This window comes from Xenorhabdus szentirmaii DSM 16338, from assembly GCF_002632585.1.
GTDB classification, from domain to species: domain Bacteria; phylum Pseudomonadota; class Gammaproteobacteria; order Enterobacterales; family Enterobacteriaceae; genus Xenorhabdus; species Xenorhabdus szentirmaii.
Genome location: NZ_NIBV01000002.1, coordinates 893,380 through 918,780 on the forward strand (window position 1 = coordinate 893,380; position 25,401 = coordinate 918,780).

21 protein-coding genes are annotated in these 25,401 nt (G+C 40.5%); 12 read left to right on the forward strand and 9 right to left on the reverse strand.

Features of this window, described 5'->3' with window-relative positions:
• The first annotated feature begins 15 nt into the window (after positions 1-15).
• Both Xsze_RS14160 and Xsze_RS14165 read left to right on the forward strand, forming a co-directional pair.
• The gene (locus Xsze_RS14160) at positions 16-1,197 is read left to right on the forward strand and encodes a Bcr/CflA family multidrug efflux MFS transporter (RefSeq protein WP_038235986.1); all 1,182 of its coding nucleotides are present in this window, start codon (positions 16-18) and stop codon (positions 1,195-1,197) included.
• A 653-nt stretch (positions 1,198-1,850) separates the two neighbouring features.
• Entirely contained in the window at positions 1,851-2,195 is a 345-nt protein-coding gene (locus tag Xsze_RS14165; protein ID WP_038235988.1) for a YejG family protein, read from the forward strand.
• A 72-nt stretch (positions 2,196-2,267) separates the two neighbouring features.
• Here the strand turns inward: Xsze_RS14165 and mepS are convergent, their stop codons facing one another.
• Complete coding sequence (gene mepS, locus Xsze_RS14170) at positions 2,268-2,855, reverse strand: bifunctional murein DD-endopeptidase/murein LD-carboxypeptidase (protein ID WP_038235990.1); 588 nt, start codon at positions 2,853-2,855, stop codon at positions 2,268-2,270.
• A gap of 343 nt (positions 2,856-3,198) precedes the next feature.
• Positions 3,199-3,903 carry a phosphatase PAP2 family protein gene (locus Xsze_RS14175; protein ID WP_038235992.1) on the reverse strand — a complete coding sequence of 235 codons (705 nt, stop codon included), beginning with the start codon at positions 3,901-3,903 and terminating at the stop codon, positions 3,199-3,201.
• Between the two features lie 1,109 nt (positions 3,904-5,012).
• On the opposite strand from Xsze_RS14175, the gene Xsze_RS14180 reads away from it, so the two are divergent.
• A complete protein-coding gene (locus Xsze_RS14180; protein WP_038235996.1) occupies positions 5,013-5,324 on the forward strand; it encodes a hypothetical protein in 312 nt (103 codons plus the stop codon).
• A 91-nt stretch (positions 5,325-5,415) separates the two neighbouring features.
• On the opposite strand, the gene yeiP is transcribed toward Xsze_RS14180, so the two are convergent.
• The 3 genes from yeiP to Xsze_RS14195 form a co-directional block, all read right to left on the reverse strand.
• Positions 5,416-5,988, reverse strand: coding sequence for an elongation factor P-like protein YeiP (gene yeiP, locus Xsze_RS14185; protein WP_038235997.1), 573 nt, complete (start codon positions 5,986-5,988; stop codon positions 5,416-5,418).
• Between the two features lie 129 nt (positions 5,989-6,117).
• Positions 6,118-7,392, reverse strand: coding sequence for a tryptophan permease (gene mtr, locus Xsze_RS14190; protein ID WP_038235998.1), 1,275 nt, complete (start codon positions 7,390-7,392; stop codon positions 6,118-6,120).
• A gap of 168 nt (positions 7,393-7,560) precedes the next feature.
• Complete coding sequence (locus Xsze_RS14195; RefSeq protein ID WP_038235999.1) at positions 7,561-7,980, reverse strand: nucleotide triphosphate diphosphatase NUDT15; 420 nt, start codon at positions 7,978-7,980, stop codon at positions 7,561-7,563.
• 227 nt (positions 7,981-8,207) lie between these two features.
• Between Xsze_RS14195 and fruK the strand changes: the two genes are divergently transcribed.
• On the forward strand, positions 8,208-9,146 hold the full coding sequence (fruK, locus tag Xsze_RS14200; protein ID WP_038236000.1) for a 1-phosphofructokinase: 939 nt from the start codon (positions 8,208-8,210) through the stop codon (positions 9,144-9,146).
• Here the strand turns inward: fruK and nfo are convergent, their stop codons facing one another.
• Both nfo and Xsze_RS14210 read right to left on the reverse strand, forming a co-directional pair.
• Positions 9,147-9,989 (reverse strand): deoxyribonuclease IV, encoded by an 843-nt coding sequence (gene nfo, locus Xsze_RS14205; protein WP_038236001.1) that lies wholly within the window; start codon positions 9,987-9,989, stop codon positions 9,147-9,149.
• Between the two features lie 99 nt (positions 9,990-10,088).
• On the reverse strand, positions 10,089-11,171 hold the full coding sequence (locus Xsze_RS14210) for a YeiH family protein (protein ID WP_038236003.1): 1,083 nt from the start codon (positions 11,169-11,171) through the stop codon (positions 10,089-10,091).
• A gap of 186 nt (positions 11,172-11,357) precedes the next feature.
• On the opposite strand from Xsze_RS14210, the gene yieE reads away from it, so the two are divergent.
• From yieE to dld, 7 genes are all read left to right on the forward strand, one after another.
• A complete protein-coding gene (gene yieE, locus Xsze_RS14215) occupies positions 11,358-12,221 on the forward strand; it encodes a DNA-binding transcriptional regulator YeiE (RefSeq protein WP_038236005.1) in 864 nt (287 codons plus the stop codon).
• A gap of 180 nt (positions 12,222-12,401) precedes the next feature.
• The gene (locus Xsze_RS14220) at positions 12,402-13,886 is read left to right on the forward strand and encodes an amino acid permease (protein ID WP_038236007.1); all 1,485 of its coding nucleotides are present in this window, start codon (positions 12,402-12,404) and stop codon (positions 13,884-13,886) included.
• A gap of 255 nt (positions 13,887-14,141) precedes the next feature.
• Positions 14,142-15,275 (forward strand): ABC transporter substrate-binding protein, encoded by a 1,134-nt coding sequence (locus tag Xsze_RS14225; RefSeq protein WP_038236010.1) that lies wholly within the window; start codon positions 14,142-14,144, stop codon positions 15,273-15,275.
• A 19-nt stretch (positions 15,276-15,294) separates the two neighbouring features.
• Positions 15,295-16,380, forward strand: a complete 1,086-nt coding sequence (locus Xsze_RS14230; RefSeq protein WP_038236012.1) for a FecCD family ABC transporter permease — start codon at positions 15,295-15,297, stop codon at positions 16,378-16,380.
• Positions 16,377-17,165, forward strand: coding sequence for an ABC transporter ATP-binding protein (locus tag Xsze_RS14235; protein WP_038236014.1), 789 nt, complete (start codon positions 16,377-16,379; stop codon positions 17,163-17,165). Before Xsze_RS14230 ends, Xsze_RS14235 begins: the two co-directional genes overlap by 4 nt.
• Before the next feature lie 1,335 nt (positions 17,166-18,500).
• Positions 18,501-19,883 carry an APC family permease gene (locus Xsze_RS14245; protein WP_038236016.1) on the forward strand — a complete coding sequence of 461 codons (1,383 nt, stop codon included), beginning with the start codon at positions 18,501-18,503 and terminating at the stop codon, positions 19,881-19,883.
• Between the two features lie 220 nt (positions 19,884-20,103).
• On the forward strand, positions 20,104-21,861 hold the full coding sequence (gene dld / locus Xsze_RS14250; RefSeq protein WP_038236019.1) for a D-lactate dehydrogenase: 1,758 nt from the start codon (positions 20,104-20,106) through the stop codon (positions 21,859-21,861).
• Positions 21,862-22,034: 173 nt separating this feature from the next.
• Here the strand turns inward: dld and sbcB are convergent, their stop codons facing one another.
• Positions 22,035-23,465: an exodeoxyribonuclease I gene (sbcB, locus tag Xsze_RS14255; protein ID WP_038236021.1), complete on the reverse strand. Its 1,431-nt coding sequence runs from the start codon at positions 23,463-23,465 to the stop codon at positions 22,035-22,037.
• Positions 23,466-23,799: 334 nt separating this feature from the next.
• Positions 23,800-24,333 (reverse strand): hypothetical protein, encoded by a 534-nt coding sequence (locus Xsze_RS14260; protein WP_038236022.1) that lies wholly within the window; start codon positions 24,331-24,333, stop codon positions 23,800-23,802.
• Positions 24,334-25,043: 710 nt separating this feature from the next.
• Between Xsze_RS14260 and tmaR the strand changes: the two genes are divergently transcribed.
• On the forward strand, positions 25,044-25,364 hold the full coding sequence (gene tmaR / locus Xsze_RS14265) for a PTS system regulator TmaR (protein ID WP_038236024.1): 321 nt from the start codon (positions 25,044-25,046) through the stop codon (positions 25,362-25,364).
• The last annotated feature ends 37 nt before the right edge of the window (positions 25,365-25,401 follow it).

Here is a 25,401-nt window from a genome sequence, read left to right on the forward strand (position 1 = left end):
TTCAGGAGTCATTACGTGCAACAACAGAGATTATCCTATCTGGGATTAGTCCTTATCCTTGGTTTGCTCTCTATGTTAATGCCATTGGCAATTGATATGTATTTACCGAGCATGCCAACGATTGCTAAAGATTTTGGTGTCAGTGATGGTTTAGTACAAATGACGCAGAATAGCTATATTCTGGGTTTTGCCATTGGGCAACTATTATATGGACCCATGTCAGATAGCTTAGGGCGCAAACCCGTTATTCTGGGTGGTGTCATTATTTTTGCCATATCTTCTGCTGCATGTGCTTTGGCACAAGATATTGATACTTTCATTTCCATGCGATTCTTGCATGGTTTTGCTGCCGCTGCTGCAAGTGTTGTCATTAATGCGTTAATGCGTGATATGTTCACGAAAGAGGAATTTTCCCGCAGCATGTCTTTCGTGACATTGGTAATGATTATTGCGCCTTTGTTGGCTCCGATGTTAGGTGGGATCGTGATGCTCTGGTCTGGCTGGCATGCCATTTTCTGGTCTATCGCTATTATCGCATTAATTGGTGTCGCTCTGGTTGCTTTTTTCATCAGGGAAACACTGCCAAAAGAAAAAAGACAACGATTTCATCTAAAAACTACAGTAAAACAGTTTATTATGCTATTCAGGCAGCGTCAGGTATTGTGTTATATCCTGGCCAACGGTTTTTCCTTTTCTGGCATGTTTGCTTTCCTGACTGTCGGCTCATTTGTTTACATCAAATTAAATGGCGTGTCTGAACTGGATTTTGGTTACTATTTTGGATTGAACGTTATCTTCATATCCATCATGGCATTTATTAATAGCCAGTTTGTCCGTCAATATGGCCCGTTAAAAATGTTGCATGTCGGGTTGTTTGTCCAATTTATTATGGGGTTGTGGCTGCTATTTAGTACCATGTTTGATTTGGGTTTCATTTCCTTGGTCATTGGTGTTGCCATTTACATTAGCGGAATTTCTATGATCACATCTAATACAATGGCTGTAATATTGGATGATTATCCTCATATGGCTGGGACAGTTTCTTCGTTAGCAGGAACTATCCGTTTTAGTACAGCTGCATTAGTGGGGGCGATTTTATCTTCTTTGTCTGAGGAAAGTGCTTGGCCAATGGTAGGCTCAATGGCGTTATGTGCCATATTAGCAGTACTGCTAATTGCTTATGCACGTAAGGCGTAGAATCCAAAACATCTCAGAAGGCTGTCAGCGGTTATGATGGCCTTTCATCTCTTCTGTTATTACCTACTGATACTTACCTGAGTTCACATTCATAAGAAAAATGAATATTGGTAACCAAAAGAACTGACTCATATTACCTTTCTGACGTATTTTAAGTGCATTAAAAAACGGTCTTATTGACATGATTAACAGGAAATACCGAGTGATTGTTAAATAATAATCGAGGCTTGTTAAAAATTTTATGCTGAACCACATTGTGATGTTGATTTTTTGTTCACTTTTTCATGGTGAAATAGATAAACCGAGTGAATAGCGAGGTCGTTATTATTTAATTCATTGTAAAATAACAACATTGCACTTTTGTTTATATACAATAAAGTTTGAAAAAAATAAATATGTAAATAAAATTTGAATAAAAAGTTGCTTCATTGCATGAAAATAAGTTGAATTATTTACCTAAACAGTATAAATATATGCAAAATGCGAGTTTGATCGCACTTTTGTTTAGTTGTAAAATCTGGAAAGTGCGATAATATGATTTATGTTTTAACATTTTGTTTACTTTTTGGTTGGGCGGCTATTCGGTTTTGTCGAATCAATAGTCGGCATCGGGTGGTTAGATGTATTAATGTTGTTTCTGATAGGAATAATACGTGAATAATATCCAACTTTCGGTAGTACATAGACTACCGCAAAGTTATCGGTGGTCATCTGGCTTTGTTGGGACGAAAGTTGAAATTCTGCCAGCAGAAGAAACAGAGACTAGAAATAGCCTGATGGGGCTAAAATTATTAAGCCATGAAGGCGAGAAAGCACGAGATATCTTGAATGTTATAAATCAATCTATTGCCGATATACAGATATTGAGTGCTGTGATTGAGTGGGAAGGAGAGCCATGTTTGTTTTTTGCCAAGGAAGATGAAAGTGCGGTGATATGTCGCTTAAAGGCTTTAGGTGCTGCAATTGCAGAAAACATAACTGCGTTGTACCCACTGTAATTTTCTACTGACAGAAAACGCTTCCTAGATGGAAGCGTTTTCTTGTTTATGCAAGGGAAATACAGGAAAAAATTATATTGAGGTTTTTATATCGTCTGACAGTACCCGCCTGGCACCGTAATAGCGTTTGTTCCAGTAATGATCGGTGAGTTTAGAGACGATAACACCACTGCTTGTTGAGGCATGCACAAATTGATTATTGCCAATATAAATGCCGACATGACGTCTGCGGACACCTGTTTTGAACAAGACCAAATCCCCTTCGCGCAATTTAGAACGGTTGACGGTTTTACCTATATTCTGCTGTTCTGATGTGGAACGAGGTAAGGCCATGCCAAATTGATCGTGAAAAGTGCGTTGTACAAAAGCAGAACAATCAATGCCCCGCTTTGTACTTCCCCCAAAACGATAAGCCACACCTTTCCAATCTGCGTATTGGTCAAGTATCTTCGACTTAATATCCAATTGATTGACCAGGGTTTCAAATTCATCCTGAGACGCTTGCAGTAAAAAATGTTTTTGAGAATTTACTGCATGCGTCTCAGTCGGTTTGTTACGGAGCTTTGAATCTGGTGAACTACATGCGGTGAGTGCTACAGCCGCGAGGATTGCGGGAATCAACCGCAATATATATCTCAGTATTGGTTGAGATTTGACCATTTTATTGATTTCCCTTGCAGTCCTTAATGTGATTTCAAATCATCATAAAAAATGCTAAACGTTTTAAAGCTTAGTCAGAGGATGATGAATTAACAAATTTTCTGTCCTGAAAATAGGTGAAACAACCCACTTTGTTAATATATTCACAAAGCGTATTGTCATTAATAATAGGACTTAAGGAGAGTACAGAAATGATGAACAAAAAGCGAGAGAGGAAAAGAATTCTTTACAAAAAATGAGATTACGAACTAATGGGTTAGAATGATTTGTTTCTATTTTACGCTGCCTTGGTAAATATTCTATAACAGGAGGAGATAATGGCTATCTCCTCACTGCATTGGAATTACTTCGATTGCCCAATGTGCGGCAATTTTTTATCCAGCCAGCCTGCGGCAATGTCACTCAATGGTGTCAATAATATCCAACTCATGCCAATGAGTGTCAAAGACAAAGAGCCAACGGTAATATCGGTAAACCAATGGGCTCCGGCCATAATACGGGGAAGGGCAAAAGTGATCATAATCAGCAGTGCGATCAAGAATGCACCGCGTGAGATATAACGCAGAATAAAACTGCTGAAAATCAATAGCATCAGACCATGATCGCCAGGGAAACTGTCTTTCGACGAATCTTTTGTGTGCCAACTTGTCATTTCGCCCAGGCGATTAACATTTTCGAATGTTAATGTCGGGCTTGGTCGGCTTACAGGAATTTGATGCCCTATTTGGTTAATAATAACTGCCGAAACCAGCATGACCAGACCAATCATAAATAACCGGCGTTTGCCTGCATAGTCTTGTTTACGAAATGCACTGTAGTACAGCAATCCCATGCACAAAAGCGATATCACGTCGAATGCCCTGATATTTGCAATGGCAACAAAGAGAGCAAAATTGGAATCAGGCAGTAATTTTTCGTTAAAAAAGTAAAAAATGGTGGAATCAATGTGAAACCAGAAGCCGTGATTCTCAGGCAGATACCATGAGAGGAATAGGGAGATACCAAGGATATTGAGTATAAATATGGCTAGCGGGTGACTGCGGGTCATGGGATACCTATTTAACTTAACACGATAGAATTTAATTTAACGTTAACTTAACGAAATAGAGGGTTTTTAGTAGTCAAACTAACTGGGGGTGACTATAGCAAAATTTTGCAGGAAAGCGTAATCGATGTGAGGTTCAATGGTTAAGGTAACGTTATATATGTGTATTTTTCTCACGTATTGATAGCAGGTTTTTATTGTTAACATAGGAATAATTACATCATATCGGAAAAATAGCTAAATCCTCTACTCAGTACCGATAATATATATTTGGCGCAATGTTGGTACTTGACTATTATTAAATAACCACTCATTGATTTCTTCATATCTAAACTTGTTGGAATATTATGTCGAATTTTTATATTGGCAAATAAAATCATAAAGAAATTGTTTTATTTTCCGTTATATCGTTATATAGATAACAGCGTGTTTCATCATTATCTAATTTTCTAATTGGCATGGGCCTAGAACTGAAAAAAGATAAGAATAACCATAATGGAGGTTAAATGCTTATGTTAAGGAATATGACCACTTTTTTGATTATGTCTTCATCGCATTCTGCAATGGTGAATTCTTCACCAGTTTTTAATTCGAAAATGCTTTCTTTTCATGGTGCTACTATTGAACCTTCATGCCAATTTATTTGGAATGAGTAATATATTGACGTGGCCTGTTGTTAAAATAGTGGGTGGTTAAGTCAATGTGTGGTGAAAGGATATTGTGATTTATTTAAATCATTGTTTTTATTGCTAAATTATGAGGGAAAGGAAGGGTGGGGAGGTAATAATAAGAGATTAGATATTGTGGCTATGATATATCACTTAAGTTATATATATAATTCTTTTGAAGTTTATTATTTGTTTTATTTAAATGAAGTAAATGTGGGTTGTAAAATTGTTTTTTTAATTTTGAATGGTTGATAAATATCAAAGAAAAATTCTAAATTATCTAATAAATGCGTGAGTTTTTTATTTTAATAAAAATTCACTTTTGATATTTGTCAATGAAATATACCAATGTCGTACTTTTTTTATATTAAATCGTTATGATGGAGAAGAAGGAATAAAAGGTAACTGAGTTTTAGTTAACGGAAAAACGAAAGTGAGGTGACCATGCAAAATTATTTTAAATTTTTCATCAGTTGTTTGTTGGTGTCATGGCTTTCTTATGGATATGCAGAATCTCAAGGAGGGATAATCCGGTTTTCAGGCGCTATTGTTGACCCAGGATGTCAGGTAGTCGTTAAACATACTCAAGCTAATATTTCTTGTTATCGTTCAGGGAAAAACATCACAGTTAAACAAAATATTTCGGTCCATAAAAAAACAGACAATGTCATACTTCCTGGCAACATTGGTATTTCCAGCGTGAAGTGGATTGACTCTCACAAACGCGTAGCTGTCATTAATGTGGATTATTTTTGATTTAATTGATAATAAGTTGCTCTTTTGAACAATTTTTTTTCGCCAAAAGAGTAACTTATATTTAAGAGTAATTTATATTTTAGGGTGTAAGTTAATCACAGCGTCCCATGTATCGGCGTTCTGCAATATGGATGCGAATTTTTTCGCCTGAGTTCAGGTATTCAGGAACTTGAATGGTAAGCCCGGTGCTCATTTTTGCTGGTTTGGTACGGGCACTCGCTGATGCGCCTTTAATACCCGGTGAAGTTTCCTCAATCACCATATCAACAGTTTGTGGCAGTTCAAGAGCCAATAATTGTCCTTCCATTGTCAGGACCTGCATTCCCGGCAGACCATCTTCTGGGATAAATAGCAATTCTTCTTCGATTTGATCTTTTTTGAAGTGATAAGGCGTGAAATCTTCGTTATCCATAAAGATATACTCATCACCATCGATATAAGAAAACATCACACCACGGCGAGTGAGTGTAATTGTTTCAATGATATCATCACCTTTGAAGCGTTCTTCCACTTTTTGACCAGTACGAATATCGGTAAAACGCATTTTGTACAATGTACTGGCACCACGTGCGCTGGGGGACTGGATATCAATATCTTTAACGAGTAATAATTTTCCGTTGTGGTTAATTGCAGCGCCACGTTTAATTTCATTGGCTTTGGCCATAGATACCTTCCGTAAGAATAAGGAAACAGTGGAATGAGTATTTGAGTCGCGACAAAATTACTCGCAGTCGGCCTATTAGGCAAGAAATGAATGAAAGCCCCGATAGAAATAACGGGGCGAAGAGCTATGTCAGTGATAAACTGGCAATAAATTAAACAAGGAAAGAATATGTGCTATCGCATTAATGACACCGAATAGGATGACAAAAGCGATCATAAAAGTTCCCCCGGGAGCGCGGTAACCGGATGTCGGATAACGTTGGCGGTTGGCACGCGCCATTAACGCAGGAACAATAACCGCCCAGACAGTCGCTGCCAGGCCTGCAAACCCGATTGCCTGTCGGAAGCCGTTCGGAAAGAGCAGTGCTAGCACAGTAGGTGGAACAAAAGTAATGAGCGCTGTTTTAAAGCGGCCTTTTGCATTGCTGCCAAATTTAAAGAAGTCTGCCAGATAATCAAATAATCCTAGTGACACTCCTAAGAACGAACTTGATAAGGCCATATATGAAAAGATTTTCAAAAATTGAGCCGCAGTTGATCGGTTGGAAGCCGAGTCCAGTTGTTGCAGCAAGTTGCCAATATTTCCGCCATCAGCGATGATTTGTTTGAACGCTTCGCGGGGAATGCTCCCTTGAATTACATACTGCCACAGAATATAGATAACCAGAGTTATCAATGTCCCATATAACAAACTGCGTGAAACAGCTTTGCTGTCTTTATGATAATACTTAATCAGCCCGGGGACATTTCCATGATAACCAAATGAAGTCAACAGATAAGGCAAGGCAAATAACGCATAGGGTAAATAAGTCGTGTCAGTATTGTTCAGATCGAACAAAATAGCGGGCTTAATTTCAGTAAACATGCCCGCGATAGAGATAATAAAAGTGATTATCATTCCACCGATTAAAATGGTACTTAAACGGTCGACGGCTTTAGTGGAAATCCAGACGATAAAGGCAATAATAAAGGCGAAGATCAGGCCAGCTACGGATTGTGTTATCGGAATAATATTTTCAATATTGCGAAAATGGATTGTATTGCCCGATAAATTGAGAAAGATCATTGAACTGCCGGCAGAAATATAGGCATACGTCAGAATATACAAAACAAAAGTAATGGATATCCCGTTGACTGTACTCCAGCCTTTACCCAGCAAGTCTTTGGTTACAGTGTGAAAACTGGAACCAAGAGGATAATTCAGATTGGCTTCCAAAATCATCAAACTTGAAAAATACAGGCACAGACAAGTATACACCAATAAAAATATTGCCCCTGTAAACCATACGCCTGAAGTGACAACCGGAATGGAAAACATACCAGCACCGATAGAAGTACCAGCAATGATCATTGCGCCACCAAAGATAGAAGGGCGCTTCAAATTCTGCATTGCCTCAATGGACATATAGACTCCCTGAAAATAGGTGTTACCTTGTACTAGCTCAACGATACATTAATGAATAATAGGTGTAAATAAAAATTTATTTGAATAATCAAAAGGGTTTTGTCATATCTTGTATACAAAAATGATGGCAGGATAATGGGAAAATACCTGCCGAAGGAATGTGAGAATTTAACTTGCGGAATAGAATCTTGCATTTTGCCATAATTTAATGGCGTTGCGGCTGGCCTCAAAATGAGGTTCGGGAAGGTGATTGGGATCGCACCAAATGAGCTGCCCACATTTATCAGGTTCCATTAATTTAGGCTCTCCGCCGGTATAACGTGCCAGCAAACAAACTGAAATGGTATGTTTTCCTTCTTTGCGATATGTCTCAATATTATTGCATACGCCGAAAACTTCAGGGTGTTGGATTGTTAGGCCGATTTCTTCTTGAATTTCACGAATGGCACATTCTTCAAAGGTTTCACCGGGATCGACATGTCCGCCAAAAATGGACCAGTAGGGTGCGTGTGGGCCGATACGTTTTCCTAACAGAATTTCACCCTTGTCATTCACAATAATGACACCCACTCCGACAACAACTGACATTAATATATTCCCCTTCATTATATCTGTTGACTTTCTGAAGATATCTGCAATGGATTTTGTTTATCACATAAGAAATCATTTCGTGACATATTCTTACTACTTGATCGAAGTAATACAATGTTTAATCTAAAAGTAATTTTAACTGAAACGATTCAATTTTGATGTTATAAATAACAGATAAATTTTAATGTTAAAGATGACTGTTTATTCAGGAGATACTGGGCAAGATGAGGCGTCGAGTTGCCACAATTACATTAAACCCTGCTTATGATTTAGTGGGCTTATGTCCGGATATTGTCAGGGGAGCCGTTAATCGAGTACAAACTGCGGGACTCCATGCGGCGGGCAAAGGAAATAATGTTGCAAAAGTCTTACGTGACTTAGGTATTGATGTCACCGTCAGCGGTTTTCTGGGAGAAGAGAATCAAGAAGGATTTCAGCAATTCTTCAGCGAGAATAATATGGTAAATCGCTTCCATTTAGTCTCTGGTCGAACGCGCATTAATGTAAAACTTACAGAGAAACGTGGTGAAGTAACGGATTTCAATTTTTCTGGTTTTTATGTGAAAGAAGACGAATGGAATCAATTTGTCAGTGATTCTCTTATGTGGGCAGAACAATTCGACATGATTGTAGTGAGTGGTAGCTTGCCGGAAGGAATTACGCCAGAATTATTTACCGATTGGATGATGCAATTACGGCAGTGTTGCCCTTGCATTATTTTCGACAGTAGTCGTGAAGCACTTGTTGCAGGCCTTAAAGCGTCTCCCTGGCTAGTAAAACCGAATCGTCATGAACTGGAAATTTGGGCAGGCAAACCCTTGCCGGACTTAGACAGTGTCATTGATGCAGCCCGCCAATTGCGTGAAAAAGGGATTGCCCATGTTGTGATTTCATTGGGAGAGCAGGGGGCATTATGGGTTAATGCTTCTGGGGCATGGCTGGCAAAGCCACCGGCTTGTGAGATTGTCAGCACTGTCGGGGCAGGGGATTCCATGGTTGGCGGGTTGGTGTATGGTTTGTTGATGCGTGAATCGAGTGAACATACTTTACGTCTGGCAACCGCAGTTTCCGCACTTACGGTCAGCCAGACAAATGTGGGTATCAGAAGTCGTACCGAACTTGCTTCAATGATGTCAAGAATTGAATTGACTTCAGTTGGGTAATTAATTCTGCTGGGATTTTAACCAGGCAATTTCTTGATCCCAAATATCTGGATTGATCGTTTCAAGAATCAAAGGAATGCCATTGAAGCGATCATCTTTCATGATATAGCTGAAAGGTGTTTGGCCGATGTTGCCTTCACCAAGGCTGTGATGCCGGTCAACGCGACTGGAAAATTCGCTTTTGGCATCGTTCAGGTGCATGGCTTTCAAATAGTTAAATCCCACAATTTCGTCGAATGCTCTAAAGGTTTCATCACACGCTTTTTCAGTACGCAAATCATAACCAGCGGCAAAAGCATGGCAGGTATCAATGCAGACACCAACGCGGGTTTTATCTTCGACACCATCAATGATTGCTGCCAATTGTTCAAATTTAAAACCGAGATTAGTGCCTTGCCCGGCGGTGTTTTCTATAACCGCCGTGACCCCTTGTGTTTTATCCAAAGCAATATTAATAGATTCAGCAATGCGGGAGAGACATTTATCAATGTCAATTTTGTTAAGGTGACTGCCGGGATGGAAATTGAGCAAATCAATGCCTAATTGCTCACAGCGCTGCATTTCATCCAAGAATGCGGCCCGGGATTTTTCCAGCGCTTCCATTTCAGGATGACCAAGGTTAATCAGATAACTGTCATGGGGAAGAATTTGCCGGCTACCATAACTGTAGCGTTCACAATTCGCTTTAAACTTGTCAATGGTTTCCGTTGATAATGGTGGGGCATGCCATTGGCGCTGATTTTTCGTGAACAATGCAAACGCCGTAGCGTTTAATGCATGAGCACGGATTACCGCTTGATCAACACCACCCGAAGCGCTCACATGTGCTCCAACAAATTTCATATTTTTCTCTCCTATTTTTTCACTATATTATGGCACTGTTCGCTTCCCTGATAAAATTTCACCTGAAACAGTCTATTCCTAATGTGTTCTTATGATGTCTTATCCCAGCCAATACTGAACCATTTGATTGATGAACAGCCCCCCACCCATTAACCAAATAAACAAAATAAGTGCCAACAATAATGGTTTGATCCCTGCCTGACGAATGGCACTGACATGTGTGGTCAGCCCTAGTGCGGCCATTGCCATCGTCAACATGATGGTATCGATGGTATTGATGTGTTCAACAAGGGATGCAGGCAATAAATGAAAGGAATTCACAGCAGTGACGACAATAAAAAATACGGCAAACCATGGGATCGTTATTCGTGATTTTTCTTGTTGTTGATTGTTGAACTGTGCTTCCTTGCGACTGATGTAACCGGAAAGCAGTAATAAAAAGGGCGCCAGCATCATGACACGGATCATCTTGCTGATAATAGCCGTACTTTCCGCTTCATTGCCTAATGTATGGCCAATGGCGACAACCTGAGCAACTTCATGAACAGTTGAGCCCGAAAAAATGCCAAAAGCTGCTTGGGAAAAGCTGAACCATTGGTAATGAGCATTCAGTTGATAAAACCATGGATAGATGAAAATGGCGAGCGTACCAAAAATAACGACAGTGGAAACAGCCACGGCAACTTTATTGGCAGGCGCTTTGATAACCGTTTCTGTTGCCATAACTGCGGCGGCTCCGCAAATACTGCTGCCTGCGCCAATCAATATCACCGTCTGGTTATCAAGTCGAAAAAAAGCACCTCCTATCCATAATGCGAGTAAAAACGTTGAAGAAAGCATAATGAGGTCAATGAGGACCCCTGTTAGGCCAACTTCAGTAATATTCTGAAAAGTGAGCCGGAATCCATAAAAAATAATACCGGCCCGTAGAAGATAATGTTTGGAAAAATGGATACCACTATTACAAGTGGATTTTAAAAAAGGATATAGTGTATTGCCGATAATAATTCCCAACAAAATAGCCCATGTCAGAGCGCTCAATCCCATACCAATAAACCATGGAATATTGCTTATATAAATAGAAAGTACAGTCAGAGCTGAGGCCAATATAAAACCGGGAATGAATTGTCGTATGGTATTTTGCGGTTTTTTATTGAATTCAATAAGTTGATTTTCAGACATGATCATTATTCTATGGTTTATATGTTTTTAGAATAAGCATATGACCGTTTTTTAAATTAATAAAATTGATAATTTTTATATATGTGACCAGTAAAATAGATTAATTGAAGAGGTTTTTTGTTAAGTTGCGTAATACTGTCTAGAATCAAGACAATCTTTTTGTATTTTTGCTTCCTGTGAGGCCATATGCGTATCACTCTGAGACAACTGGAGATTTTTGCGGAGGTTCTGAAAAGTGGTTCAACGACACAGGCTTCCCTGCAATTAGCGTTATCACAATCTGCCGTGAGTGCTTCACTGACAGATCTTGAAGGGCAGTTGGGAGTACAATTGTTTGATAGGGTGGGTAAGAGGCTGGTTACCAATGAGCATGGGCGTTTACTTTATCCCAGGGCCTTGGCATTGCTCGAACAAGCTGGTGAGGTGGAACAGCTTTTTAAACTTGAATTAGGTGCTCTTCGTTTGGCAGCAAGTAGCACAATTGGCAGTTATATACTGCCTGAGATGCTGGCGAGATATCGTCAGGATTACCCGGATACACCGCTGGAATTGAATATCGGAAATACTGAAGATGTCATTAAGGCGGTTGTTGAATTCCGTGTTGATTTGGGATTGATTGAAGGATTGTGTCATGAACCTGAATTGGTTACGCAACCATGGATGCAAGATGAGCTGATTATATTTTCTTCTCCGGACAGTCCGCTGTTGCAATGCAGCCTGACTGTGCAGGATTTGATTCAAGCTCCTTGGATATTGAGAGAAAAAGGTTCTGGGACAAGGGAGGTGCTGGATCATCTTTTATTCTCTCACATGCCTCGATTCAATATTGCAATGGAGCTGGGGAATTCGGAAGCCATCAAACATGCTGTCCAGTATGGAATGGGAATTAGTTGCCTGTCACGTCGGGTGGTACAAGAGCAGTTGAAAAATGGGACATTGAGAGAGATTGTTGTTCCGGAAATGAATCTCAACCGAAGTCTTTATTTGATTCATCACCGTCAGAAACATATGTCTTCTGCGTTGCAGAAGTTACTGAACTATTGTCATTGACTCGAAAAGCCTGTACCTGATGGATGTCAAGTGACATTGCAGCGGTAAGGGAATAATCGAATAACTAATAATTGGTTGGGTATTATGAAGGTATCTTATAACTACAAATCGTGGCTATTCTGGAAACAAAGATTTGTTACAATTCCTGATTAAGGTTATTTTTAATCATATAGGAATAGAATGTCTCAAGAACAAAGTACGCAAGGAGAGCAGGCTCCTCAAACTCTGCGTCGTGAATTAAAGGCACGGCATATGGCAATGATTGCCATCGGAGGTTCAATTGGTACAGGCTTGTTTGTTGCTTCTGGTGCAACAATTTCTCAGGCAGGTCCGGGGGGAGCTTTACTTTCCTATGCATTAATTGGCCTGATGGTCTATTTCTTGATGACCAGTCTGGGCGAATTAGCTGCGTATATGCCGGTATCGGGATCTTTTTCAACTTATGGTTCTAAATATGTAGAAGAAGGTTTCGGTTTCGCACTGGGATGGAACTACTGGTATAACTGGGCGGTGACAATCGCAGTTGACCTTGTGGCAGCACAATTGGTTATGGGGTATTGGTTCAATGATGTCCCCGGCTGGGTGTGGAGTGCATTATTTCTGGGGTTGATTTTCCTGTTGAATTTTATTTCGGTCAAAGGATTTGGTGAAGCTGAATATTGGTTTTCTTTGATCAAGGTGTCCACGGTTATTGTCTTTATTATTATCGGCATTCTTATGATCGTTGGCATTATGAAAGGCGCAGAGGGAGCAGGCTGGCATAATTGGGAAGTTGGTGAAGCACCTTTTGCGGGAGGCTTTGCTGCCATGATCGGGGTGGCCATGATCGTCGGGTTCTCTTTCCAGGGAACAGAATTAATCGGGATCACGGCAGGAGAGTCCAAAGATCCGGCAAAAAATATTCCCCGTGCGGTCCGCAAGGTGTTCTGGCGTATTCTGCTATTTTATGTATTCGCGATCCTCATTATTAGCCTGATTATTCCTTATACTGATCCGAGCTTATTGCGCAATGACGTAAAAGACATCAGCGTCAGCCCGTTTACGCTGGTATTTGAAAATGCCGGTCTGTTGTCAGCAGCTGCGATAATGAATGCAGTAATATTAACCGCGGTACTTTCTGCGGGAAATTCAGGAATGTATGCCTCTACCCGTATGCTATTCACCTTGGCACGGGAAGGGAAAGCACCAAAAATCTTTGGTCACTTGTCGAAAGGTGGTGTTCCGCGCAACGCGCTTTATGCAACAACGGTGGTGGCAGGACTGTGTTTTTTAAGCTCCATGTTTGGTAACCAGACGGTTTATTTGTGGTTGTTGAATACGTCGGGAATGACGGGATTTATTGCATGGCTTGGCATTGCAATCAGCCATTATCGTTTCCGTAAGGGATATGTTTCACAAGGCTTGGATCTGAACAAGTTGCCGTATCGTTCAGGTTTTTTCCCTCTTGGGCCTGTTTTTGCTTTTGCTTTGTGTCTGGTGATCACATTGGGGCAAAATTATCAGGCATTTTTGCAAGATAATATTGACTGGTACGGTGCTATTGCAACTTATATTGGGATCCCGGTATTTCTGATTATTTGGTTTGGCTACAAACTGAAAAAGAAAACGCGTTTTGTTAAATACAGTGAGATGGAATTTCCGGTATTCAAATATCAAGAAAAATAATGAATTATTAACAAAACAATAATGATTTGTTAATAATTATGTATTAATTGAGTTTGATTTATTAATATACCTTTGCTTTTATATGATAAAAAACTGCCTGTTCCATCACAGAACAGGCAGTTTTTATTTTCCATGATATTAAGAAAGAAACATAGACGGAAAATTTGAGTTATTGTTGTTTCAATCGGATTGATAAGTATTCTTATTTGCTTTATTGTTAGCGCCTTAATTGTTGTATTTAAGAGGCTAATTAAAGTGAAGTTTGTATTTCGAACAGTCGTCAAAAGCATGAGTATCAGTCTATTAGCAGGTTCAGCCATAATGACAAGTTTTGCATCCTGGGCTGAAACAGTCACTGATGTTGCTGGACGTACTGTTGAAGTGCCTGAGCAAGTCAATCGTATTTTGTTAGGTGAAGGCCGTTTGTTCCATTCCGTTGCATTACTTGAAGGGGACAAGCCTTTGGCCCGCATCGCTGGGTGGCAAGGTGACTTTCGCAAATTGGATCCACAAACTTACGCTATTTACAAAGCTAAATTCCCTGAAATTGATGATATTCCCCTGATTGGCAACACAAGTGCTGATAGTGTCAGTTCTGAAAAGGTGCTGACATTAAATCCTGATGTCGCTATTTTTGGCCTGTCTGGACACGGCCCGGGAAAAAATAGTGAATTGGTCAAACAATTGGAAAAAGCGGGTGTGCCAGTTGTTTTTGTCGATTTCCGTAATGATCCTCTGAAGAATACATTACCGAGTATCCGTATGTTGGGTAAGGTTCTGCATCGTGAAGAGCAGGCCAATGCCTATGCAGATTTTTATGAAAAAAATCAGAAATTAGTTACTGATATTACCGATAGCATTCCAGAGGCTCAGAAGCCTTCTGTGTTTATTGAGTTAAGAGCAGGTTCCGGCGAAGATTGCTGTGGGACGGCGGGTAACGGCAATATGGGTAATTTCATTGATTTGGCAGGCGGTAAAAACATTGCCAAAAAGGTATTGCCATCCCCATTGGGCACAATGAATCTGGAAAAAGTGATTGCAGATGATCCCTATATCTACATTGCCAGCGGTGCACAAGATCCTGGTGAGAAAGATGAGGGGATCCAGATGGGGGCGCAAACATCCGCTGATATCGCCCGCGCTGGTTTAAAAATTGTGACTGCCCGCAAAGGCATCAATAACTTAACTGCGGTGAAAGAAGGGCGCAGCCACGCGATTTGGCATCACTATTACAATTCACCTTATAACGTTGTTGTGACGCAAGTTTTTGCCAAGTGGTTCTACCCTGAAAAATTTGCTGACTTAGATCCGCAACAAACATTGAAAGAGCTCCACAATACATTCTTGGCTGTTGAACCAGCAGGTACATATTGGGTCAGTGAAAAATAAGCAGTAACAGGTAATAAGAATGAGCATCACTACCGAGCCCATGCCTGCGGTGAAACAGCAGTTAAATGAGTGTGATATAAAAGCACATTATCGTCATATCCTGCGCCGGCGTATCGCGTGGATATTGTTTATCGTCTTAATGATTGGCGCTTCTGTTGTATTGGATTTTACAATGGGTCCATCAGGGCTATCACTGAAAACTCTCTGGCAAACAATGATTTCGCCAGAAAGTGTTGATGCCGGAACACGGGTGATTGTCTGGGATATACGATTACCCTATGTCCTGATGGCGGTAGTGATTGGCTTGTCCCTTGGGTTGGCCGGTGCAGAAATGCAAACTATTTTGAATAACCCGCTGGCCAGTCCGTTTACGTTGGGTGTTTCCAATGCCGCTTCTTTTGGTGCGGCATTGGCAATCGTACTGGGAATTGGTATCCCAGGATTGCCGGATCAATGGTTCATTTCCGCAAACGCATTTCTTTTTGCGTTATTGGCAGCGTTGATGCTTGATGGCATCACCCGATGGACAAGAGTCGCTACTTCGGGCGTTGTACTGTTTGGTATTGCGATGGTATTCACTTTCGAGGCGCTGGTATCCATGATGCAATTTATTGCTACGGAAGATACCTTACAGGGGCTGGTTTTCTGGACAATGGGCAGTCTTTCAAGAGCAACCTGGGAGAAACTGGGCATCATGATGTTAGTTCTCTCTGTCATCATGCCTATCTCGGTATCAAACGCCTGGAAACTGACAGCGTTGCGTCTGGGGGAAGATCGCGCGGTCAGTTTTGGGATTCATATCAGCCGCCTTCGGTTAGGAACGTTGCTGCGCATTAGCATCCTGACAGCATTAGCCGTCGCATTTGTCGGCCCGATTTCGTTTATTGGACTGGTGGCTCCACATATCGCAAGAATTATTTTTGGTGAGGATCACCGTTTTTATTTGCCAGCGAGTGCCCTGATTGGCGCCTTAGTTTTATCATTGGCTTCCATTGCCTCTAAAAATCTGATTCCGGGAATCATTATCCCTGTGGGAATTGTTACCTCATTGATTGGTGTACCGTTCTTTCTCAGCATCGTTCTGCGCCATAGAGGAAATGTATGAACCAGGGTTTAAAAATCAACCAACTGACAGCGGGCTATCCGAAACATCCTGTTATTGAAAATTTGGATGTTAATCCATTGCCACGCGGGAAAATCACAGTCTTACTTGGCCCGAATGGTTGTGGAAAATCCACACTTTTACGTTCATTGGCAGGTTTGAATAAGGCGAGTGGTGAACTGTTATTGGACGGGCAGGATTTAATGCAAATGAATTTTGCCCAGCGCGCAAAGAATGTGGTTTATTTGCCTCAGTCATTACCGGCAGGTGTTCACTTGCATGTACTGGAATCCGTCATTGTTGCTCAGCGTGCATCAGGTGGAATACACAATAGTGAAAGTGAACGGGAAGTCATGGAACTATTGCGTCACCTTGGTATTGAACATTTAGCACTGAGTTATTTGGATCAATTATCGGGTGGGCAAAAACAATTGGTCGGATTGGCGCAATCATTAATTCGACGCCCGACACTATTGTTATTAGATGAACCATTAAGTGCCTTAGATTTAAATTATCAATATCACGTTATGGATTTGGTTGCACGTGAAACACAAAGACGCAATATTATTACTATTGTTGTTGTTCACGATATCAATATCGCATTACGTCATGCAGATCATGTATTAATGTTGAAAAAAGGTCATTTAATTTCTCAAGGAAAACCTGAGGAAGTTATTACAGCAAACAGTCTGGCTGAAGTTTATGGTATTAAAGGCCGAATTGAGCGCTGTTCTCAGGGCGTAGCTCAAGTATTAATTGATGGCTTGGTGACGGAATTGACGAGTTAATATAATAAAAGACATCATTATTTTTATTAATATTAAAGGGTCACCAATTTAATCAATATGATACTCCTCAGGGATAATTTATTATTCCTGAGGAGTACACCGAGCCTCGATAATCCGGGTTTAATCTTAATCATTCTATTCTGGCTTTTGAAGAATCAGGTTTCGACAGAACAGGTTGTTTCCATTAGCGTCAACTGAACATATTGATATTGTACGAAGACCAGTGCCTTCTGTTTATTTATGGCACTTATGCTATGGGGAAGGGGAGTCATCAAAATACGATGACCTTATTACCCGTCAAATTCAGAAAACATGGCATGGCAGTTGGCGAGCAGGTACTGCACTGACTGAGGAGCGAGCACAAAAAATCGGGCAATAGAAAAATGTAGGCAAAGCTCACCTTCGTGGTGTCGGAATGACGGTCAGCTGAGAAGTTGCAGAGAATTTGCCATTATGGACAGACTATACTTATAGCGACAACTCCGGGGATAAATCAAAAAGATATATATCATGGAGAACCAACATCAGGAGCGTCACCTTATACTTTTGCTGATCCGGAAATCAACATTGCTTTGACAAAAAACTTGTACCGATTGCAGGCACTTATAACATCTTCAATGAGCATGTCACTTCTGAAATCTATGGTGTGGTTTTAAATAATGGCCGTTATCATATTGGAATTAATTATAATTTTTAATTAATGATTAATATTGTAAGCAATATTAATCATTATACTTAACACAATATAAATCATTTTGCCTTTTACTTTATACATCATGGCAGGATGATTTTTTAATGGCAAAGAGTTTAACTTTGTGCTAAAAATTTATCAGATGGTGAACAGTCAATTTGATGCTGTAACATCTCAGTATTAATTCAGTAAGGGCCTGTACAATAAGGCTCTGTAGTGTCGTAAAAAATAATAAATTTTTAGTGTCATGACGCTTGCTATTTCTGAACTTGAAGTGCAAAATGCGTGCACTAAAAATAACTGATGCGTAAATATGCATCAGTTATTTTTTTTGCTTGGAATTATTTTTTACAACATAAAGAGGCCGGATTTTTTCCGGATCGATACTGACCATAAGCAACCATTATATAAGACAGGGGTTGCTGTACTGAGGAATGCAAATATGGAGCAATTATTCTCTTTTGCGCTTGTGCCAATTGGCGCACGTTGCTGCAATGATGACTACGGGGCAGGATCCTCTGTCACCTCATCTTCTTCTAATTCTTCTTTCTTTTCTGTCTATAGACAGATGCGAAGTCTACCCAGTAACTATCGATTAAGTAGTTGTATCAGTACCCCAATCGAAGTTATGGGAGGTTTCGCTCATGTCGCATAATACTGCTACCACTTCACTTGGTATCAACCAAGCTGCCACTGACAACCGTGTACAACTGAGAAGAACACTGACTTTGTTTCAAGTCGTCATGATGGGCCTTGCTTATATGCAGCCAATGACTATTTTTGATACATTCGGTATTGTTTCTGGTTTGACCGGCGGGCATGTTGCGACATCTTATGCTATCGCATTGATCGCAATTTTATTTACAGCTTTAAGTTATGGAAAATTAGTAAAACGTTTTCCTTCGGCGGGGTCTGCCTATACTTACGTACAAAAATCAATGAACCCCCACCTTGGCTTTATGGTAGGTTGGTCGTCTTTATTGGACTACCTATTAATGCCGATGATTAATGTGTTATTGGCAAAAATTTATCTCCAGGCCCTTTTTCCTGGTATTGATCCTTGGATTTTTGTGATTACTTTGACTGCTCTGATGACGATTTTCAATCTGAGTGGCATCAATGTTGTTGCAAATATTAATGGTATTGTTGTGATTGTACAGGTTGCAATCATGGTGATACTCGTGGGGCTGATGATTCGTGGTGTTTATAATGGAGAAGGCGTCGGAACGCTACTGAGTATTCAGCCATTTACATCAGAAGAAGCACAATTAATTCCGATGATTACGGGAGCAACGATACTCTGTTTCTCATTCCTCGGATTTGATGGCATCAGTTCTTTATCTGAAGAAACGCCAAATGCAGGTAAGGTCATTCCTAAAGCGATTTTCCTGACTGCGTTGATTGGTGGTGTGATTTTCATTTCTGTGTCTTATTTCTTGCAGCTGTATTTTCCTGATATTTCCCGGTTTAAAGATCCGGATGCTTCTCAGCCAGAAATTATAATGTATGTTGCAGGTGCATTATTCCAGTATGTTATCCTCATTTTCTCAAGTGTGACGGTGATGGCTTCCGGCATGGCGGCACACGCAGGTGTATCGCGCTTGCTTTATGTCATGGGGCGTGATGGTGTATTGCCTCCGAGAATATTTGCTTATATTCATCCTAAATGGCGTACACCGGCACTTAATGTCATTTTGGTGGGTGTTATTGCTCTCTCAGCGGGTTGGCTAGATCTCGTCAAAGCAACAGCATTGATTAACTTTGGTGCGCTGGTTGTATTCACATTTGTTAACTGGTCGGTTATTGCGCAATTTTATATTCGCGAGCGTCGCAATGTTACATTAAAAGACTCCATACATTTCTTGATATTGCCAATGTGTGGTGCGGGAACGGTAGGCGTTCTATGGATGAACCTGGAAGCAAGCTCAATGTGGCTAGGTCTGACTTGGGGCTTAATTGGCCTGATTTACATGTTCTTCCTAACCCGCCGTTTTACTAAACCAATGCCACAGTTCAGTGAGTCATAAGGGTTTTATTAAGATAGCTTTCAGGTAGCTAATACAGCGTTATTTGAAAAAAGATCTTTTACTGAACAGCACCTTCGGGTGCTGTTTTTATTGATAATGAAAAAAGAGTGGAAACAATACAAAAATTACTCAAAGGCATCATATAATAAACAACAGCTTTGCAGTGTCTTATTTCATGAAGAGTCGCTTGGTTTGGCTCTAACAAGGTAAGAGAATCACTATGAATGATGCTAAAAATCCTAAAAATCAGCAGCTTATTGCTACTCTCACCGATATTGTCGGATCTTCCCACATTCTCACTGAATCACGAAAAACAGAACGTTACCGTAAAGGATTCCGTTCTGGTCAAGGTGATGCTCTTGCGGTTGTTTTTCCGGGAACGCTGTTGGAACAGTGGAAGGTTTTCAAAGCCTGTGTTAATGCCGATAAAATCATCTTGATGCAGGCTGCCAATACCGGATTGACGGAAGGCTCGACACCAAATGGCAATGATTATGATCGTGATATCGTCATTATCAATACGTTACGCATGGATAAAATTCAAATTCTGCATTCGGTGGATCAGGTTGTTGCATTCTCTGGCAGTACATTATGGAACTTAGAAAAAGTATTAAAACCGTTGGGGCGTGAACCTCATTCAGTCATTGGTTCATCTTGTATCGGGGCTTCCGTCGTTGGTGGGGTTTGCAATAATTCAGGTGGCTCTTTGGTTCAGCGTGGGCCAGCTTATACTGAAATGGCATTATATGGCCGTGTTAATGAAAACGGAGAAGCTGAGCTGATCAATCATTTGGGGATCGCCTTGGGGGATACCCCGGAAGAGATCTTCACTTGCTTGGAAGAGCAGCGTTATCGTACCGAAGATATTCAGTGTAGTGACAAATCTGCTTCTGACCATGAATATTCATTGCGTGTCCGGGATGTTGATGCTGATACACCATCACGATTCAATGCTGATGAACGCAGGTTGTTTGAAGCTTCTGGCTGTGCAGGCAAGCTGGTTGTTTTTGCTGTTCGGCTTGATACGTTTCCGGCGGGATCTGCTTCTCAGGTTTTCTATATTGGTACGAATGAAGCCGAGGTTTTGACGGAATTGCGCCGCCATATTTTGACAAATTTCCAGCACTTGCCGGTTGCAGGAGAATATATGCACCGGGATGTTTTTGATGTTACTGAAGTGTATGGAAAAGATACGTTTGTCATGATTGATAAATTAGGCACAGAGAAAATGCCTTTGTTTTTCAATCTAAAAGGGCGGATGGATGCGGCATTGGCCAAAGTGCCGTTTTTGCCGTCACATTTGACGGATCGTGTCATGCAAGGATTGAGCCGCTTATGGCCCTCGCATTTGCCTGAACGTTTGAAAGAATATCGCGAACGTTTTGAGCATCATTTAATGTTGAAAATGTCGGGTGAAGGCATCCAAGAAGCAAATTATTGGTTGGAAAATTACTTCAAAAAGGCCAATGGTGCTTATTTTGCCTGTACTCCAGAAGAGGGCGCGAAAGCATTTTTACATCGTTTTGCTGCTGCTGGCGCGGCTATTCGTTATAAAGCGATCTACAGTCATGACGTGGAGGATATTCTGGCATTGGATATCGCGTTGCGGCGCAATGATCGTGAATGGTTCGAATCATTACCTGCTGAAATCAATGATGCATTAGTGCATCGGTTATATTACGGGCATTTTATGTGTTATGTCTTCCATCAGGATTATATTGTGAAAAAAGGCACAGATGTTCATGACCTGAAAGCAAAAATGTTGGAAATACTGAACCAACGCGGAGCCGAGTATCCTGCTGAACATAATGTCGGTCATTTATATCGCGCCAAGCCACAGCTTAAACAATTCTATCGAATGACTGACCCGACCAATACCTTAAATCCGGGAATAGGCAAAACGTCGAAACTAAAAAACTGGGCAGAAGAGCGGGGAGAAAAATGTGGTTGCCAGCACACTGAAAATCAACATAACTAGCCAATTTGCTATATTCATTGTCATGTTGAAATAACTTGTCATGTTGAAATAACATGGGGAAAAAAGATAGAACGTAGCACAATTTGTCGGAAACTCCCACCCGATGCTGGCATTGGGCGGGAAACATTCATGCATTTGTCTTTTTCTTTTCCAATCTGAAGAAAGGTATTTTTTTACCCAGTCAGCTGAGCGGCATAGTCAAATAGCGTTTTCAATTGACGACATTTTTCTTCATTAGATTGATTTTCAATAAACAGCCTTTCAATTGTTGCAATATATTGATTGAGGTTTTCCTGCGTGAAAATATCTTGGCGATAATGCATCCAACGTTGTTGTTCCTCATAATTCAGGGTTGAAGGATAATTTCTGGCTCGATAACGGAACAATAGCGCTTTAATGCGTGCATCCTGAAATGTTAAATCCAAAGAAGACAGATTTTGGGGGGACGTTTTCCGGATAATTTCCATTGCTGTTTTATCAGCATCACTGAAAAATCCACTGTATAGCTTAGTATCGACATTATCAGATTCCGGAAATTCTTCTGGATAAGAAAATAGTTCAACGACTTTTTCCCTGATGTTAGGATGACTGCGCAAGATAGCCAAATTTTGCGCGCACAGATTGAGGTCCAGGCCCACTCGTTCTGCATCTTCCGGCCTTAACGTATTTTCAGGAGCAATAATCGGGCACTTATTGATATGTACTAACTTAATGGGAACCGGGCTTTGATCCGGGTTTAATTCATCACGACGGGTGTACAGCCGTGCATGCAATTCATCCACGCTCAGCTCCAGCAATGGCGACATATCTCCGGCCAGATCACAGGTAATAACTGCATTGCGATTTGTCGGATGCCATGCCAAAGGTGCTATCAAACTAATATTGCTGCGTAGAGTCCCAAACATACCTGATACATGTACTAAAGGTTTCATTTGAGGAATATCGATTTGATTGCTTATTTTCTGCTTATTTCTTAATTGGAAAAAATACTCGAACAGTCGGGGTTGAGCATTTTTAACCAATTTAGCCATTGCGATAGTGGCGTAAACGTCGGACATGGCATCATGGGCATGGGTATGTTCAATGCCATTCGCTTTTGTCAAATGCTCCAGTTTGAAGCTCGGTAATCCATCTTCGTTTTCTGGCCAGATAATTCCTTCAGGACGCAGGGCATAGCAGGCACGCAGTACATCAAGCAAATCCCAGCGAGAGTTGCCTTTTTGCCAGCTATAGGCATAGGGATCGTAAAAATTGCGATAAAAGATGTTACGGCTGACTTCATCATCAAAGCGGATATTGTTGTACCCAAGAATGCATGTGTTGGGTCTACTAAATGCTTCATGGATCTGACGGGCGAATTCAGCTTCGTTAACGCCTTTTTGTGAAGCTAACTGTGGTGTTATGCCTGTTATCATGACCGCCTCAGGATTGGGAAGGTAATCATCCGCAGGCGCACAATACACGACTAAAGGTTCCTCAATGATATTGAAATCACTGTCGGTGCGTACTCCTGCAAATTGAGCGGGGCGATCTAAGGCAGGGTGCGTGCCAAAAGTCTCATAGTCATGGAAATAAAAACTTGGCTGTTCTTTACTGGTGTTCAACGTTACGTTATCTCCGCTAAATCTAATTTAAGGTAAGTATCAAAGAGAAAAATAATGGCTTTTGGGGATGTTATCCTTTTCACTTTGTCGGCTCGATAACCCGAACCCCACTGGATATAAGTGATGATTTTTACACGGTAATCCCCATTCGGATCAAGCTGAATTATCAGGTATATCACCTTTATATTTCAATCAACTTGCTGTTTTGGTAGCTATTTGAGCTTTCTTTTGCATAACCTAAAGCACTCGTCATGATGAGATGACGAGTGCTTTAGTCAAATGGACGTATTTGGAGTATGAATATATGATGGAATGCCTTTTAATCGGATATTTGTCATGAAGTTAGAGAAAGTAGCGCATATGCATGGATGTTTGCAGCATCTGAGCTAAGGTGGACTAACCCTCTATCCAGCAAACGTAAATCTATGTTGCTGTTATCCCATACGAGTGGATCAATACGATTTTTAGACAACAGGTCGGGCACATAATATTTTGTACCTTTTAATGGCGGTTTTCTTTCCGGTGCAGGCACATCCCATTCGCCAATGCGAATAACCTGGGGGTTTGGTTTCAGCCTGAATTCCAGAGTATGGACAAAATTTAAATGTGCAGTGCAGTTTTGCCAGTTTTCACTGGGATCATTACGGTATTGAAACCAACGCCAGGGTTCATCATGCTCGATTGCCAGTTTTGCATACTCTTCAATTAAAGCTGCGTGTGGATGCGGGTATGCTGCTACTACGCTATCTGAGTGAACAAAAACACCATTTATTAAATACTTACCATTACTTTGCTCTGTAAGCTTATAAATTTTATTCTTAACCAAATTGTGCTGGGGGTCATCTTCCCCGATATATTTAACGTACATAAGCATTCCTCGGCCTCTGCAATGTTCAACTCATTTTAATTTTCTAGGAAAGGAGCTAGAGGTTAATGAAACCTGTAGTAATCCAAGTTTGGACTCATAATTATTGTCCTCTGAACGGTTTTCCAAAGCGTTTAGGCTATTTTCTAAACTTCCCAGATTGTTTTTTAGTCTGGTTGGCGATCGAACAGGTGTGAAACAGCTTTTCTGGATCAAGTTGGTTTTGACATTAGATCACGCAGCAGGAGGCTCCACTACTGAGGTTTTACTATGTCAAACTAACCTTGACGGTATTCAACTCATATTTTGAAATGATTATCGTCTGATCAACGTTAAAAATGTTACCTAATGTTTCAGCAAGATTTAATAAACCAACTTTGTATTTTACAATGGAAAATGTTTCAATCCTCTAGATTAAGTTTTTTGGTAAGAGAGATTGGAAATAATGATGTAAATCACAAAATCACGTCTTGTGACACATCATATTCCATTCATGAAGGGGCTGAATCAGCTGAAAATGGCGCTTAATCTGCTGTAAAAGGCTGACTGAATTTACCCATTTGTAGCCTGTTTACTAAATGAAATGCATAAGATATGTGTGAATGTCTGATGTTACATCAACAAATTATCGAAACTGACTTGTCTACGCGTTGGTTGAAATTGTATTGTGTGGTTATCATAAAAATTATCGGTCTGATTAAAAGGTGTAAAAAATGGACAACGCAAATAAACCAACATTCCACAATGTATTGGAGTTTGTGCATATATTTCGTCGTAAAAATAAATTACAACGTGAAATTGTAGATAACGAGAAAAAGATCCGAGATAACCAAAAACGGGTTTTGCTGTTGGATAATTTGAGTGACTATATTAAGCCGGGTATGTCAGTTGAAGATATTCAGGGCATTATCGCGCACATGCGCAGTGATTATGAAGAACGCGTTGATGAATATATCATCAAAAATGCGGAATTATCTAAAGAGCGTCGTGAATTATCCAAAAAAATCAAGGCGATGGATGGCGGAGTCAAATAATCCTTATTTATTTTATCTGTATTTAAGCTGATATTAA